The organism is Colwellia sp. BRX10-9, from assembly GCF_014077405.1.
Classification (GTDB): domain Bacteria; phylum Pseudomonadota; class Gammaproteobacteria; order Enterobacterales; family Alteromonadaceae; genus Colwellia_A.
The window spans coordinates 65,433-82,440 of sequence record NZ_JACGVV010000010.1 but is presented as its reverse complement, the minus strand read 5'-3'; the positions used below and the strand labels follow the sequence as shown (position 1 = coordinate 82,440).

The window sequence follows — 17,008 nt, the reverse complement described above, 5'->3', positions numbered from 1 at the left end:
CAACGACCTAAAAAAAATCCCCACTTAGTAGTGAGGATTTTATCAGTTAAATCAATCTCGTTAAAGCTTGATTAATGGCTTTGACTTATTTTGCTGGATCGCAATTTAAACTCAGTAACATTAACTCTCTTAGTGCAACAGAGAACTTTGCAAACTCATGCGTGCGACCAATTCTAAAGTCAGCTAAGATTTGGTTCCAACGTTCAAGTGGTTGAGCATTCGTCTCAATCCAGTTATTAAGTAAGGCTTCGACTTCAGGTTGTTCAACACCACAATCGCAGCGTAAAACGACTTGTGCTAATGAACGTTGCTGCCAATCAAGTTCCTCTCTAAATGAAGCTCTAGCAAGCGCTTGCCAGTGATTAGATACCGGTTGGCTAGTGATCTGATCTAAGAACCAATGTAAGTCTAAACGAACACCTAGCTTGAAGTATAAGTCAGCAACTAATTCAATTGGACGATTATCCGCTATTGAAATATCAGCAATATCCATTACCGGGAATAATGAACTTAACTGTGAAATACGTTTTGCGATTTTCACTGGAACGCCTGTTCCAACAAGATCTGTTTCAACACGTTGTAGTTGTTCAACTTCTGCGGTTACCAATAACTTATCTAAATTGTTGGCTAAATTTTCAAACGTTGGACGATACATAGCGATTGTTTCAGCAATACCTAACGCTTTATTACGATGGCGTAAGAACCAACGTGTTGCTCGTCGTACCGTACGACGCATTTGAAATAACATTTCAGTTTGAATAGAAGTCGAAATTTTATTATCTAATTCGGTAATTTCGTTCCAAATGGTTGATAACTCAAAAACTTCACTGGCCATAACATAACAATTGGCGATTTCAGCAACCGTTGCACCTGTTTCTTCATGCATGCGATTAACAAAATTGAAACCCATATCGTTACCAATATCATTGGCTAATTTTGTCGCTATAATTTCAGCACGCAGTGGATGCAGTTGCATTTGTTCTTGATACTTAACCTGTAATTGTGGAGGGAAAGCTTCAAGTAATAAACGATCGTGATAAGGGTTGTCCGTGATACCTGGACAAACCAAATCTTCTTTTAAGACCATTTTACCATAGGCAAGTAGCACTGAAAGTTCTGGGCGAGTTAAGCCTTGACCTTTAGATAAACGCTCAGAGATTTCATCATCCGTTGGAATAAATTCTAAAGCACGATCTAATTTACCCGCTTTTTCTAAGCCATGGATAAAACGCTCTTGCTCTTTTAATTGTTTAACGCCACGCATTGCCGTAATAGACAATGAATGGGTTTGGCGATAACAATCTTCTATAACAATTTTACCGACATCATCAGTCATATCATAAAGTAACTGATTACGTTGTTTAACGGTTAAGTCACCATTTTGTACTAAACTGTTTAATAATATTTTAATGTTGACTTCATTATCAGAACAATCAACACCGCCGGCATTATCAACAGCATCAGTATTAATTCGTCCACCACGTAAACCAAACTCAACACGACCCAGTTGGGTGAAACCTAAGTTACCACCCTCGCCAACAACTTTGGCTTGTAATTCTTTGCCATTGATACGCAATGAGTCGTTCGCTCTGTCGCCAACGTCAAGATGGCTTTCTTTTGAACTTTTAACATACGTGCCAATACCGCCATTCCACAATAAATCCACCTTCATTTTCAAAATGGCTTGCATTAAATCAATCGGTGACATGGTTTGTTTTTGCGTACCGAGCATTCTCTTAATTTGTGGTGTTAACTTGATAGATTTCACATGACGGCTGAAAATCGCACCACCTTCAGAAATTAATTCTTTGTTGTAATCTTCCCAAGTACAGCCCGGCATATTAAATAAACGTTCACGCTCTACATAAGAGCTTGCTGCGTCGGGATTAGGGTCAATAAAAATATGCATATGGTTAAATGCAGCTTGTAAACGGATGTGCTTTGACAACAACATACCATTACCAAATACATCACCCGCCATATCACCAATAGCAATACAGGTGAAATCAGTTGTTTGACAATCAATATCCATTTCGCGGAAATGACGTTTAACAGATTCCCAAGCGCCTTTAGCCGTAATTCCCATCGCTTTATGGTCATAGCCAACACTACCACCAGAAGCGAACGCATCGCCCATCCAGAAGTTATATTCGTCGGAAATCGCATTAGCAGTATCTGAGAAGGTTGCCGTGCCTTTATCGGCAGCAACAACCAAATAAGCGTCATCGTCATCAAGACGAACAACATTCAGTGGTGGCACAATTACGCCATCAATAATGTTGTCGGTAAGATCTAACAAACCACGAATGAAGGTACGGTAACATTCTTTACCTGCTTCAAATATTTCTTGTCTAGTACCGCCTACTGGGAGTTGTTTACAAACAAACCCCCCTTTAGCGCCAACAGGAACAATAACCGTATTTTTAACTTGTTGAGCTTTAACTAAGCCTAAAACCTCAGTGCGGAAATCTTCTTGTCTATCTGACCAACGTAAACCACCACGGGCGACTTTGCCACCGCGTAAATGAACACCTTCAAGTTGTGGTGAATAAACAAATATTTCAAATTCAGGAAGCGGTAGTGGTACGTCACTTATCTGGCGAGGTAAAATCTTAAATGAAATGTAAGATTTTTGACCTGTTATCGGATGAGGTTGAAAATAGTTAGTACGAATGGTGGCACTGATCATTTCAACAAAACGGCGGATAATACGGTCATCATCTAAGTTAGCGACATTATCGAGAGATTTTTCAATATCAGCACTGACTTTATTCAACGCTTTTTCTGAAATTTTCGTCGTTGGATCAAAGCGGAAAATAAAGAATTTAATCAATAACTCAGCAATATTAGGGTAACGAGCAAAAGTATCTTCGATATAACTTTGGCTAAAGGTACCACCGATTTGACGCTCATATCGTGCATAAGCACGGATAATAGAAACTTCGCGACCACCAAGCTCGGCACCTAAAATTAAACGGTTAAAACCATCATCTTCTAAATCACCCGCCCAAACTTTTGCAAAGGCGTCTTGGAACAAGTTTTGTACTATTTCAAGGGTGAACTTACCTTGTCCGGTCAGTAACATCGAAAAGTCTAAGATCCAACAATGTTCACCCGTTAATGTTTTAACTAAATAAGGGCTTTCACCAATAACACGTAAACCGAAGTTTTCAAGGATAGGTAAAATATCTGACAAGTGGATGGGGTCGCCCGTATGGAACAATTTTAATTTTACGTGACGGCTGTTAGCACTTTCTTCTTGTGGTTGATAAAACAACATTTCCAGTGGGTTTTCTGCTGATAACGACTCAAGTTTTTCAATATCAACGATTGCCGTACCCGGTAACACTTCATCTTTGTAAGATTGTGGAAAACTACAGTATTTACGACTTAATGTTTTACCTTTAGCTTCACCTTTGTGAGAGTTCAGAGATGCTGCGAGTTTATCATCCCAGCTTCTTGCTGCTTCATTTAAGTTCTTTTCAATTTGTTTCACGTTGATATCTGCTTTAGTTGATTTAACACGAACAATATAGTGGGTACGCGCTTGTGCTGATTCAGAAAAGTAAGTGGTAAACTCGACTTCTTGACCGCTACCAAATGCTTCTTTGAGTAACTTTTGAGTATTAACACGTAATTCAGTGTTATAACGTTCTCTGGGTACATAGACCATACAAGAGTAGAAACGATCAAAGGCATCACGGCGAACAAAAAGTCCAGAGTAATCACGCTCTTGCATTTGGAAAATGCCTAAAACATTTTTTAATAATTCATCTGTGCTACTTTGTAATATTTCGTCACGTGGGTAGGTTTCTAAAATATTAATCATCGCTTTATAAGCGTGAGTACCACGAGCAAAACCAGAGCTTTCACAAACGGTGGTAACTCTAGACTTTATTAACGGTAAATCTAAGGCACTATTGGTATAATAAGCAGAGCCAAATAAACCAACAAAGCGTTCCTCACCAATAACATTACCTTTAGCATCGAAACGTTTTACGCCAATATAATCTAGGTGGGCAGGACGATGTACGCGTGACCGAGAATTGGTTTTGGTCAAAATTAACGGGTTAACCCCTAAAGCAAGCTCTCGAGCAGAACTAGATAATGTTGAAATTAAGCGTTCTACTGTGCCATCAGAGCGCTTCATTAATCCTAAACTTGATTCAACATTGGCCGAGAGTGCCATATCACCTGTTAATGTTTTAACATTGTATGAACGATAGCCTAATAAAGTGAAATTATCGTTTAACATCCACTTTAAGAACTCTAATGCGTCATCATGATCATTGATTGAACAAGGTAATTTTGCTTCGGCTGTTTCGGTGATCACTTCACCAAGACGTGCACGCATTGCTTGCCAATCGTCAACCGTTATCGCAATGTCATTAACCACTGAATGAAGCTCTTTGGTTATTTTATCAAGGACTTTTTGATCGGTTTGACGGTCAACTTCAATAAAGAAAACAGCGACAGCCGTTGCCGATTTTAACGATTTATTAGCGGCTGCTGATAAACGTGTAATTTGATTTTTGTCATCACGAATAATATTAATAGGACTATTTAACATTAAATGCGGTGATAAGCCTAAACGGTTAAGGGCAATTCGCAATGAATCAACAAGAAATGGCATATCGGCGATAATGACTTCGATAATAGTATGACTTGATTTCCAGCCATGCTTAGAAACTTGAGGATTAAAAACTTTAATCACCGGTGCATTATTTTGGTGACCATTTAACGAATTCCACAGACTTAACGTCGCACCGTACATATCACTATCGTTACGATGCTCTAAATCAAGCGTAGAAATATTGCTATAAAGGAGCTCTGCAAACTGCTCAACGAGCGGAGCTGTCTTAGCGGGAACTTTTTGCTGAATTAACTGTGCTACATTCGAGAGTATCACTGAGGGTAAACCGTCTACTAACGCCATGCCGTTTTCCTTTTTGGATAAAACGCTGTTGTACTGAATCATTTCAAAATTGATTATTTAAAACAATTAACAGGGTAATTTGTATAATTTTTTATATAAATATTTATTATTGTCTAAAAGAATAGACTATATATGCGATTTTATTAAGAATTTTAGGCTATTGCGAGGAATATTTTACTATTTATGGTGATTAATTATTTACAGCGGCTTGTCAAAATTACTGAGAGTAATTGTTTATTCACTTGTTATAAATAGAAAATGACCTTTCGGTCATTTTCTTGTTTATTTATGCAGGTTTAACGTATTAACCTTATTTTTTATTAGGCCATAAAAAAGCAGCAATAGCAGGTAGGACCAGTACTGCAGCGATCATATTCACCAAGAACATGAAGGTTAAGAGTATTCCCATATCGACTTGAAATTTCAAATCTGACCAAAACCAGGTTGAAACGCCAATCGCTAAAGTAACACCCGTTATTAAGACTGCACTGCCTCGCTCTTTCAAAGCGAGTAAATAAGCTTCTTGAACTTGGTAACCCTCACGTAATTTTATACTCATCGTTGATAAGATATAAATACCGTAATCGACACCAATACCAACACCTAAAGCAATAACCGGAAGTGTAGAAACCGTTAGGCCAATATCAAGTGCGGTCATTAACCATTGCGCTAACGTTGACACGACATAAAGCGGCACGATAACGACAATCGTGGCACGCACACTTCTAAAGCTAATGAAACACAATAAAGTTACCGCGCCGTAAACGTAAAGCATCATCGGCGTTTGCGCTTCAGCAACCGCTTCATTAGTCGCTGCCATAACACCAACAGGGCCAGAGGCAAGTTTAAACTTAACCTCGTCTGTTTCTAATGCCTGAGTAACAACTTTTACTTTATCAACAACTCGATTAATGGTTTCAGCTTTGTGATCTTCTAAGAAAAGAATCACGGGCATAACGCTACAATCACTGTTCAATAGGCCACTTGTTGAAGGTATTCGGGCAATTGATTGCACTAATGTTTGTTGGTTGCGTGATAGAACACGCCATCTAGCATTACCTTCGTTATAACCAGCATTAACAATTTTAGCAACTGACGCTAAACTGATTGCTGATTGCACACCAACCGTATTTTCCATCTGCCATTGAAAGGTATCTATTAAGTCCATTGTCTCGTAAAAAGTACATGAATCAGCAGGGCTTTCAACGATCACTGACATATAATCAACACTGATGGCATAACGGTCAGTAATTAAAAAAGTGTCTTGATTATAACGTGATGTCTCATGCAAAGATGGAGCGCCCGCATGAAGCTCTCCTATTTTCATGTCTTGTGAGTAATAGTATCCAGCAGCATATAAAACAGCGGTTATAACAAGTATAACTGTTGCAATTCGCTTGGTAGCAAACGAAGACATTACATCCCAAACAGTGACTTTGTTCTTATCTGCTATTTCAGGCTCAACTTTAGGGACATGAATAAAAGAAACCAATAAAGGGAGTAAAATTAAATTGGTTAAAATAATCATAGCAACACCCAGAGATGCAGTAATAGCCAATTCACGAATAATACCGATATCAATAGAAAGTAACGTTAAGAAACCGACCGTATCAGACAGCAAGGCGATACCGCCTGGTATCAACAACAAGCGAAAGCTCATTTGTGCGGCTTCTTTGGATGTTGCTCCCTTACTAACCAGTTTGGAGACCGAGTTAATCATTTGTACACCATGGCTGACACCAATGGCAAACACTAAAAACGGCACTAGAATCGACATCGGATCGAGTCCAAACCCTAAGGTAGATAACATACCTAACTGCCAAACAACGGCAACCAGCGAACATGCTATCGGTAAAAGGGTTAGAGAAATAGAACGACAAAACCAAAAAACCATCAGCGTGGTAATAACAATCGCAATGGCAAAGAAAGCAACAACGCCTTTCGCGCCCTCAGCAACATCGCCAACCATCTTACTAAAACCAATAATATGGATGCTGATATTATCTTTTTCGAATTTTCCTCTAATTTGTTGCTCAAGTTGCTCAGCAATAACAAGTGTATCTAAGCGTGCCCCTGTTTGTGGGTCTGTATCCATTAAGGACGCTTTAACCATGGCACAACTGTAATCGTCGGCAACAATACTACCAACGATACCTGCTTTCTCAATATTGGCTTTAACAACAGCTAAACCTTGTGAATCAGGCTGAAAATTTGCCGGGATAACCGGACCACCAGCAAAACCGTCTTCAACAATTTCAACAAAACGGGTGCTCGGTGAATATAATGATTTAACTTGAATACGGTCAACACCAGGAATGAAAAATAACTGATCATGAACACCTTTTAGCGCGCCAAAGAAAGATTCATTAAAAATATCTCCTTCTGTGTCACAAACTGAGATAAGCACGTTATTAGCGCCACCAAAGTTTTCTCGATATTCAAGATAGGTTTTCATGTAGGTATGATTAAGGGGAATGTGCTTTTCAAAAGCCGCATCAAGCTTTATTTGGCTCGCTTGAAAAACAAGAAAAATACTGGCTAGTACGAAAGCAACAAGCACCATGACTCTTTTACGGAACATAGTGGCTTCGATAACATTAATAAGGGATTCTATTTTCATTTAATTTACTTCATCTGCTTCAGTGGAATTGGCGGTAAGCGTATTTATCGATTTACTTTTATTTTAACTTAGTCAGTGCAATGACTTTAAGACCAACTTCAGAAACGATGACTAACTGGTTATTAAACCAAACACCGCTAATTAACGCTTTGCCGTCAGCTTGAATATTCAAAGAGAAGCTAGCGCCATCATCGTCACTTTTTAAAATAACACCATTATTTCCTAAGACAAAAATACTACCGTTATCACCGAGCACTATCGAATTTAATAAGGCTTGGGTATTGGAATTAATATGTTGCCAAGGCGTGCCACTTTTTAAACTGCGAAAAATATTACCGCGCAAACCAACAACTAATAAATTTCCTTGTTGAGTGCGAGCAATATCATTAAATGAACCTTGATATATTTTGTCAAACGGCAACCATTTTTCGGCAAAATCATTGCTTTTAGCAATTAAACCTACTTCACCCACCATATAAAGCGTACGACCGTCTTTAAAGATGCTATTGAAGTGAGCAAGTATACTGCCTTGTTCATCTAAATAAGCCTCTTCATCTTGTTCTTTTAATTCTTCTAAGTAAGCGAGGTCTTCAGGGAATAGAAACTCACCATGAAATTCAAATGTCCAATTTTCACCGCCATCACTGGTGCGGTATTGCTGACCGTATGCGCCTATCGCTATGCCTTCATTTTTATCTTTGAAAATAATATCGAGTAAAGGTTTTTGCTTAACGGGTAAGTATTGTTGTACTTGCCAATTTTCGCCGCCATCACTAGAAAACAATATAGTGGCGTCATGTCCAACAGCCCAACCATGAGTAGCATCAATAAAATATACTGCCGTTAGGGTTGAACGAACGGGAACGTTAGCTTGACGCCATGTAATTGCGTCGTTTGAAAGTAAAATATGACCACGTTCACCTACAGCGACAAGCTGCTTATCGTTGATTTTAAAAATATCAAGCATAAGTGATTTACTGGCTAAAGGTGCTTGCATAGCAGGAAGTTGCTGTGAAAAAGCATTAAGGAAGAATAAAGTGCTAAAAAGGAAAGCCAACAGACGTTGCATAAAGAAGAATTCTCATTCGTTAATAATTAAAGTGTTACTTTTATCATATCATCCATGACATTGTTAAAGTTTCTTATCTTTTAAAGTATAACGGCTGACAGTTGTCAGCCGTTATAAATGTTTAAACCTAGCGGTTATCTGCGCCCTTCACGTCTTAATGCAGAAGAAGTAAATGATATATCATCTAACTCAGCTGAAAAGTCATACATTTTAGCTTCATTATCTAAGCCCATTGCTATGTAGCGACGAGACTGTAAATCATGGAACACTTCAAGTGTAGACCATTGTGTAGGAACTTCGTAATAATTCAAACCATGGGCAACACCAACACGATATAACTCGTCACGGTTATCGTAAATATCGGTTACCGCAATTTGCCAGCTATCTTCATCAATAAAGAAAACACGTTTTTTGTAAGTATGGCGTGTATCTGATTTTAAGTTAGCTTCGACAACCCATACACGATGTTTTTCATAACGAACATGTTCTGGGTTAATGTGGCCTGGCATTAAAATATCCGCATATTTTAATGAGTCGCTGTGTAAACGATAATCATTGTAAGGGATCAATAATTCCTGTTTCCCTTTTAATGTCCAGTTGTAACGGTTTGGTGCGCCGTTAAACATGTCGAAATCATCTGTGGTACGTAATCCATCAGACGCTGTACCTGGCGTGTCATAAGCAACATTTGGTGCACGGCGAACACGACGTTGTCCGGTGTTGTATGTCCAAGCTTGGCGTGGTGTTTGTATTTGGTTCATTGTTTCATGAACTAATAATGCGGTACCCGCTAAACGTGCTGGTTCAGTTACTTTTTGCTTAAACTTAAACAAAATATTTGTTTCTTTAAGTTTATCTGCTGAAGCACCTTTAACCCCATATGGGATCATAAGCTGATCGTCAAAACCTAAATAAGTATAATCACCAGAAGCGGTCGGAGCTGCTTGACCCCCTTCTCGTGTTAAAGATTCACCACGATAACGTAAAATGTGATTCCAAATAGCTTCTAAGCCATCTTTTGGTACCGGAAATGGGATACCAACAGCCGCGTTAACAATACCATTACCGCCTTCAACTAATTCTGTACGTCCGGCATTATCAATACTTGCTTGATAAACATGCTCAGGGTAAGAAGCTGAACGTCTTGATTGGTAAACATTCATTTTATAAGTATCAGGATATGTTTCAAATAACTTGACCTGACCCGGCGTTAACATGGCTTTATATTCACCCACGTTAGCCGCAGTGATCGTGTATTTTACTTTGTCGGTAGAAAATGGGTCTATATGGTGATCACCAACGGTATAGCCAGCAGGAACAGAAGTAATACCACCGTTCCATGCAGGAATAGAACCGTCTTTATTGGCCGCACGCACTGCGCCAATCGGTGTTAGTTCTTTACTTAACTTTGCGACCTCAGTCGATGAAACTTTAGCTAAAGTTGCTGTTGACACAATAGCCAAACTTACTGCAACTGAGGCTAATGTTAATTTTTTTAGTGAATTTTTCATAATATTGCTCATTAACTTAGCCCTTATATAGAATATTTAATGCTGAATGAAATGTAATCGCGGTCTGCTATTTGATTGGTTGTACCTACGCCATCCCAAAAACCGTTATAGTTAATGTCTGCTGACCAGCGACTTTGGTAATTAAAGTTAATACCTAAGGCGACAGACTTACGTTTTTCAACAAATAAGAATAATGGATCTGGTGTGGTACCTTTAACATCATGAGAGAAAACCACACGTGGTGAAATGTTAATACCAGCGATAACGTTATTAAAGTCTAACTTAGCAATTGCACGGTAACCCCAAGCAAATGCGTCTGGGAACGGGTTAGTTTCAACACCGTCCTGAACTGCCATTTCTAAACCTTCTTTACCGGCAATGCCACCGTTACGTGCAGTACCTGGACCATTTAATCGTAATACGTCTTGGTCAGGCATGTCTTGCAGGTTAATACCACCCACTTCAACTAATGTTGTTAACTGGCTGGCGCCAAATGAAGGACCCCAAAGATGCGTTAGCGTTGTTTGTGCTTGTAAAGTATCTGATAGAACAAAACCATCAGCATGTTCGCCGCCCTGGAATATTGGCATTTGAGAAATACCATCAAGCTCAGTGCGACCTTGATCATTCGCTAGTTGCTGTGGCATCGCCGCAAACAATAACTCAACATCATCAATTTGCAACGGTTCATCTTGGCGGTAAGTAATTTCACCGGCAACAGAAGTTGTGCCTAAAACGGTGTTAAAGCTCATTGCATAAACTTTAATGTCTTCTACGTAATCAAGTTCTACACGAGAGAAGGCTTTCAAATTTGTATAATTTTCTTCAGTAATAGCGCCTGAAAGTAACATACCAATATCATGACCAATAGCTTCATTACTAAAATCAGCAGTAACACCAGCAAATATTGGGCGACGGCTATGGTAATTCATGTGGTAAAGACTGATTTCGGTGTCGTTGAATTCAGGTAAAAACCATGATAAACGAAGACCATACTGGCCACCATCTTCAGGTTCATTTTCTGCATCAGCTTGACGAAGTGTAACCTTCGTTGGAAAAGCGCCTAAATAAGCTGCGCCGATACTTTCAGCAGGAACAGCGCCAGCAGCAATAGCACCACTAAGGGTATTTAGACCTTCAATAAGATAATCTAAGTCCATATCAGGGTTACTACCAAAGCCTAACTGAACATTATTAAACTGACCACCGTCACCAGCAAAGTCATTAGTTGAGAAGTAGCTACCCGGTGCTGGTAACACTGTTTTTTCCCAGTTGTACTGGTAGAAGGCTTCAATATTGAAATTCTCAGAAACACCAAGTGAACCCCAAATTGCACCGAAAGGAATAAAGGCTTCTTTCAATTCTGAACCAGGAGCACGAAGACGAGCGATATCAACAGGGTTTAACTCACTAATACCGTGAGAGATTAAAGTACTTTCACCCCAGCTGATCACTTGTTGGCCGACACGAACAGAAAGCGGCATGTCACCTACAACGAAATCACCATAAACGAAAGCATCAAGTAATCTTACGTCATTACATATTTGATCACTTGCTTCACCGTCACGACAAGGATCGTTTCTAACCTCTGATAAAGGATTAGTCCACGCTCGGTCGCCGTCACTCATTTCAAAATCATAGAAATACATGCCACGAACGAACAAACCAAAGTTTTCATAACGAACTTCTAGTTCGTGTGAACCTTTGATTATCTGAGAAAAGCTATCACCGGCGTTATAGTTAAGGTTAGCGTTATCACCATTGGTTGAATAACCGCCTTTTCCATTCCATACCGTTGCAGGATCAGGATTTGGATTTAATGATGGATGATAATTACTAAAATCAAAACCATTATTTAAATTGTTTGACTTACCAACATTATCATTCCAGTTGCGATCTTCTACACGCCAACTTTGACCGTAACTAAACGTTGAATCAAAAGTAACGTCGAAGTTGCCTAATGTAAAATTCTCTGCTTGTGCTTGGCTTACTGTCGCTAAACAAACAAGCGCAGCGGTTATACTGGCAGCTAAAGGTTTTTTATAAAACCGATTGCGAGGGCTATATTTCATTTATTCTCTCCCCAGAGCGTGTAGATTATATTTTATTTTTATCATCGCTACTTACTATTTGAAATAAGTGGTCTAAAACAATAATTGCATCATTTTATCAATGGTGCAAGAGGTAAAAACAATTGATAATACCCTGTGTTTTAATGACTTCTAATCAATAAAAAGCGAATCAGACACTAGCGTTTTAAACAAGCGTTTAAAACAAAAAATTCTTCATATAGATTTTAACAAGTAGTTACTTGTATTAAGTGTTACAGCGAAACAGGCCAATAGCCTTCAAACACATCAAATGGTCCGACCACTGTTTAAAGCTAATACTCTAATCATGCCATTTTTGTCACAGATGAAAATTTATTATTTTCAGTTTCTAGACAAAAAAGCCCCTTAATACCTGTAGATAATAAATATTTTCGCATATGCATTGCCGGAAATTGTACCCGCACTCCTTGAGTTGTAGTAACAACCATCTGCTGAGCTTTACCTTCATAATAAGGGAAAAACTCAGCAGTGGTCATATTTATTGAAAAGAAATATTTCATAAAAGAGTTAGCTCGCTAAGGCCGCATCAAGTTTTTCTTTTAAGTCTTTTGATAAGTTTTTAAGTGTAGTCAACTTCTCTAATTCTGCGCGCATCAATTCCTGTCTAGATAAATCAAAAGATCTAAATTGAATTAAAGGCGTAATGAGCCTTGAAGCCACCTGTGGGTTTATTTCATTCAACAAAGCGATTTGCTCTGCGAGAAACCGATAACCCTGGCCTGACTGACAGTGAAAATAACGCGGATTATTAACGCTGAAGCTACCCACTAATGAACGTGCCCGATTTGGATTCTTTAAGCTAAATAACGGGTGAGTTAATAAGTTACCCAATGAAGTAAAAATATCTTCGCTACATTGTTGAGCCGCAAGACTAAACCACTTATCCATGACTAATGCTGTACTCTGCCATTTTTTTTCAAAATGCTGTAACTGCCCTGCTAAGTCAGCTGAGTTGTTTTCAGCTGAGCAGACTAATGCTGCCAAAGTATCAGTCATGTTATCTGACGATTGATATTGTTCTACTACCTTGCTCTTTTGATGCTCAAGTAAAGAGAGGTAAGACAAACAAACATTTTTTAGTGCGCGTTGGCCAACTTCTTCACCGTCATATTTATAGGTAAAAGATTTATTGGCAGTAAAGGCTTTCTCAAAACTAGCGGTTAAGCCGGTCACTAAAAATAACTTCACTGCGGCAATAGCATTAACTACTTTGATGGGATCAACCTGAGCTATTTCTGCGACAACTTCGTCAAAGCTAGGCAATGATAATTGTTCGGCTTTAAAGGAATTATCGGTATTTGCGTCAAAAATAGCTTGATAAGTCGTTAATAAACTCTGTGGCAGAACAAAGCTACTGTCATCGACTAGCGCTTTAATATAATTCAACATCAATTGCTGACCAGCGTCCCAACGACAAAACTCATCATCGGCAAAAGCCATAATGGTTGCCAGCTCTTTATCTGTTTGCTTAATCGTAAGCTTCACCGGCGCTGAAAAATCTGCCAATATCGCTAGCACAGGTTTATCAGCAAGATTGTCAAAGGTCCATGTTTGCTGCGCAGTGGTTAACTCAAGTAACTCACGTCGGATCACTTTATTGTTTTCGATAAGTTCAATAGCAACAGGGATATGTAATGCTTTACCCTCGCTACCGTCTTTTTGATTTGGATTTTTCTGGGTTAAGGTTAATTGATACTGTCCCTTTGAATAAAGCTCATTTACAGATAATGTCGGCGTACCCGACTGATAGTACCAGCCTTTAAATAAATCAAGGTCAACACCCGAGGCATCTGACATCGCATTAATAAAGTCATCACAGGTCACGGCCATACCATCGAAGCGAGCAAAATATAAGTCCATGCCTTTTCTAAACTTAACTTCTCCTAATAAGGTGTTAATCATGCGGATGACTTCAGCACCTTTTTCATAAACGGTTAAGGTATAAAAATTATTCATCTCTAGTACTTTTTCAGGACGAATAGGATGAGCCATAGGTCCGGCATCTTCAGCGAACTGTTTTGAACGCAGCAATCTCACATTTTTAATACGGTTTACTGCAGCACTGTGCATATCAGCGCTAAACTGCTGATCGCGAAATACTGTTAAACCTTCTTTTAGACTTAACTGGAACCAATCGCGGCAAGTTACCCGATTACCCGTCCAGTTGTGAAAATATTCATGACCGATCACAGCTTCAATATTAAAGAAATCAGTATCGGTGGCACTCTCATTATCTGCTAAAACAAATTTCGAATTAAAAACATTTAAGCCTTTATTTTCCATCGCCCCCATATTGAAGAAGTCGACGGCTACAATCATGTAGATATCGAGGTCATAAACTAAACCAAAGGTTTCTTCATCCCAAAGCATCGATTTTTTTAGTGATGCCATAGCATGGTGAGCTTTAGGTAAGTTACCTTTATCCACAAATATCTCTATTGCCACATCGCGTTTATCTTGGGTGGTAAAGGTATCAACAAGTAAGTCAAAATCACCAGCAACAAGAGCAAATAAATAACAAGGTTTTGGATGAGGGTCATGCCAACAAGTAAAATGTTTCCCTTGCGGTAAATCACCCGCTGCAGTTTTATTGCCATTTGATAACAAATAAGGGTAACGCTTTTTATCAGCAATGACTTTGGTTGAAAAGGTCGACATCACATCAGGACGATCTAGGTAATAGGTTATACGTCTAAAGCCCTCGGCCTCACATTGTGTACAAAAAGCGCCGCCCGACTTAAATAAGCCTTCGAGTGAGGTGTTATTAAGTGGGTCAATTTCAGTCACTATAGTTAGTGTAAATTCATCAGCGCTAATATCTAGGGTTAACTGTGTGTCACTGACCTGATAATAACTTTCAGGCAAGTCTTGATGATCAATTTGCAGTGAAATAAGTTTCAATTGCTCGCCATCAAGCACTAATTGCTTAGCCTCTTTATTTTCACGTTTAATCGCCATAGTGCTGGTTACTATGGTTGCCGTGTCAGCAAGTTCAAAGGTCAGATCGACGGTGGTAATAGAAAAATTTGAAACTTGGTAATCAGATAAATAGCGCGCGGTAAAGTCAGTCATGAGCGTTTCCTTTTTGAAAATATAAAGCCTGTAAAAACAGGCTTTATATTAAGTCGATATGAAGCGTAAATAAAGGATGAATATCCTCTTTTTATCGCAATGTTCTTTGATGTTAGCTCTTTATCGCTTCGTCACTGTTTGTTGCTAACATTTTAATTTTAAAACCGGTGTAACCATAAACGATGGCAAGCACCGGGTTAATTAAATTAAAAAAGCAATAAAAAATATAATCGTATGATGTTAATGCCAACGCGCCAAACATAAAGGCACCACAAGTGTTCCATGGAATTAACGGTGAAGTAATAGTGCCTGAATCTTCTAACGTACGACTTAATAGTGTTGGATGAAAACCTCGGCGTTTGAATTCAGCTTTAAACATACGACCAGGCATAACTATCGCCATATATTGATCGGCTGTTATTAAGTTAGTACCAATACAAGTTGCAACAGTGCTGGCGATTAAGCTTCCCGTTGATTTAGCTGTTGAGAGAATGGCTTTAACAAATTTATTTAGCATACCTAAATGCTCTAACACGGCACCAAAACTTAAGGCACACATTACCAACCAAATTGTGTTTAGCATACTCGACATACCGCCACGACTAAGCAATTCATCAATTTGTTTGTTGCCGGTGTTAACCACTACGCCATCAAAAAATGCTGTCCAAACCACGGTTATATATGCTTTAACGCCACTAACACCTTCTGCAGCCATGTTTAAAATAAGCTCTTGCTGAAAAACTAACGCCCAAACAGCGCCAATTAAAGCGCCAATCGCCACAGCAGGAAATGCCGGTACTTTTTTGAAGGCTAAATAAAGTAAGATAAAAAGTGGGATAAGATTAAATATAGAAATATTATAAGTTGCATCTAGTGTGGTCAGCAAGGCATCAATACTTGTGGTGTCTCCAGTTACATTTGAAGAGTGATCAAAGCCAATAATAAGAAACAGCACCAAGGCTATGCTAATAGAAGGTATGGTGGTCCATAACATATATCGAATATGTTCAAATAATTCACTGCCTGCTACTGCAGGAGCAAGGTTAGTCGTTTCAGATAACGGCGATAATTTATCACCAAAATAAGCACCTGAAATAACAGCTCCCGCCGTAACCGCAGTCGACATTTCAAAACCGTTCGCAATGCCAATAAAGGCAACACCGACCGTTGCCGCTGTAGTCCAAGAACTGCCAATACTCATTGCGACAATACCACAAACTAAACAGGCAGCGGCGTAGAACCAACTAGGGTCAATAATTTGTAAGCCATAATAAACCATCGTAGGCACAGTACCAGACAGTAGCCAAGTTCCTATTAATGAGCCAACTGCTAACAGTATTAAAATTGCCCCCAAAGAAATAGAAATACCACCGACAATTGACTTCTCAATCGACTGCCACGAATAACCATTCTTGATACCAATAACAATCGCTATACCCATAGCGAGTAATAAAGCAATTTGATTTGGACCATAAGAGGAGTTGTCAGCAAAATACCAAACGGCTGTTGTTAACATAACAACTAATGCAAAAATAGGAATTAACGCATCTAGCATGCTCGGTTCTTTGTGGGTGTTGATTACTACGGGTTGATTGTCTTTTTCTGGCTCTGTCATGTGCGATGCCGACCTTAAGTTTTTTATAGTTATAATTTTTAATGTTTATATCGTTTTTATTAACGAGTTATCTT

The 17,008-nt window shown here is 38.9% G+C and carries 8 protein-coding genes; all 8 read right to left on the bottom strand.

The features are described 5' to 3' along the window. Nucleotides 1-85: 85 nt before the first annotated feature. Nucleotides 86-4,936: an NAD-glutamate dehydrogenase gene (locus H4J69_RS08240; protein WP_182214223.1), complete on the bottom strand. Its 4,851-nt coding sequence runs from the start codon at nt 4,934-4,936 to the stop codon at nt 86-88. 310 nt (nt 4,937-5,246) lie between these two features. Next, on the bottom strand, nt 5,247-7,556 hold the full coding sequence (locus tag H4J69_RS08235) for an RND family transporter (protein WP_182214221.1): 2,310 nt from the start codon (nt 7,554-7,556) through the stop codon (nt 5,247-5,249). 58 nt (nt 7,557-7,614) lie between these two features. Then, a complete protein-coding gene (locus H4J69_RS08230) occupies nt 7,615-8,625 on the bottom strand; it encodes a YCF48-related protein (RefSeq protein WP_182214219.1) in 1,011 nt (336 codons plus the stop codon). 134 nt (nt 8,626-8,759) lie between these two features. Continuing rightward, the gene (locus H4J69_RS08225; RefSeq protein ID WP_182214217.1) at nt 8,760-10,136 is read right to left on the bottom strand and encodes a DUF1329 domain-containing protein; all 1,377 of its coding nucleotides are present in this window, start codon (nt 10,134-10,136) and stop codon (nt 8,760-8,762) included. A 23-nt stretch (nt 10,137-10,159) separates the two neighbouring features. Continuing rightward, nucleotides 10,160-12,208, bottom strand: coding sequence for a DUF1302 domain-containing protein (locus H4J69_RS08220; protein WP_182214216.1), 2,049 nt, complete (start codon nt 12,206-12,208; stop codon nt 10,160-10,162). Between the two features lie 323 nt (nt 12,209-12,531). Then, nucleotides 12,532-12,747: a DUF2835 family protein gene (locus H4J69_RS08215; RefSeq protein WP_182244657.1), complete on the bottom strand. Its 216-nt coding sequence runs from the start codon at nt 12,745-12,747 to the stop codon at nt 12,532-12,534. Nucleotides 12,748-12,754: 7 nt separating this feature from the next. After that, nucleotides 12,755-15,319 carry an aminopeptidase N gene (pepN, locus tag H4J69_RS08210; protein ID WP_182244658.1) on the bottom strand — a complete coding sequence of 855 codons (2,565 nt, stop codon included), beginning with the start codon at nt 15,317-15,319 and terminating at the stop codon, nt 12,755-12,757. 112 nt (nt 15,320-15,431) lie between these two features. After that, nucleotides 15,432-16,934, bottom strand: a complete 1,503-nt coding sequence (gene nhaC, locus H4J69_RS08205; protein WP_182244659.1) for a Na+/H+ antiporter NhaC — start codon at nt 16,932-16,934, stop codon at nt 15,432-15,434. Between the last annotated feature and the right edge of the window lie 74 nt (nt 16,935-17,008).